Here is a 979-nt window from a genome sequence, read left to right on the forward strand (position 1 = left end):
GCTACACTTAATCAATTAGCTATAGAAGCAGGCGGAATGAAACGAAAACGCAAGTGCCACGGGCACCATTTCTTATCTTTGTGTGTATGGTTAAATCAACAAATCGCTACTACCTCTCTTACTCAACTTTGTAGTCAATTAGAAACTTCAACAGGAATTTTATTAAGTCCGGAGGGACTTAATCGACGATTTAATTCGGCTTCTGTAGCCTTCTTTCGAACTGTATTTACTACACTTCTACAAGCTAAAATTGGAGGAGTATCTAAGATTTCTCATTCTCTTTCTTCTTATTTTGAGCGGATTCTCGTCCTTGATTCTACAACCTTCCAAGTTCCAGATCGATTCGCAACTACTTATCCTGGTGCCGGAGGATGTAGTCATAAAGCTGGTGTGAAAATTCAACTAGAGTATGACTTGTTAAGTGGAGAATTTTCTGATGTGGAAATTGAACCAGGAAAACGAAGTGATCAGGCATATAGTGCGACTCGAACAGGCATGGCACAAAAGAATGAACTGTATATTCGTGATTTAGGATATTTTCGTCTACAAGACTTTAAGTCTATTCAAGATAAGCAGGGATATTATTTATCTCGTCTTAAGTTACCAACTAAAATATATAGAAAAGAATTTGAAACAGTGGTATTTAAAACAAAACCCGCTCAATTGAAACCGGTATATATACAAATTCATTTGGAAGACATCATGAAACAATTGCAGCCTGGCCAAGTGTATGAATTACATGATGTATATGTAGGGAGTAAAGACAAACTGCCTACTCGTATTGTAGTTTATAGGTGTACCGAGGAGCAAAAACAGAAACGCCTACGCGACCGAGCTATTCGCGAAAAGAAAAAAGGAATTACATATACAGAGCGTACGAAACTTTTACAAGGTATTACGGTATATATGACAAACATTCCTACGGAATGGATACCAAAAGAGAAAATTTATGATTTATATTCACTACGTTGGCAAATTG

At 36.9% G+C, this 979-nt stretch carries 1 protein-coding gene; it reads left to right on the forward strand.

What is annotated here, in order from left to right; all coding sequences use genetic code 11:
* On the forward strand, positions 1-979 hold a 979-nt coding region (locus AAIE21_RS29205), incomplete at both ends, for an IS4 family transposase (RefSeq protein WP_343269874.1).

This window comes from Paenibacillus sp. 102 (assembly GCF_039549175.1).
Lineage (GTDB): Bacteria > Bacillota > Bacilli > Bacillales > Bacillaceae_G > Bacillus_A.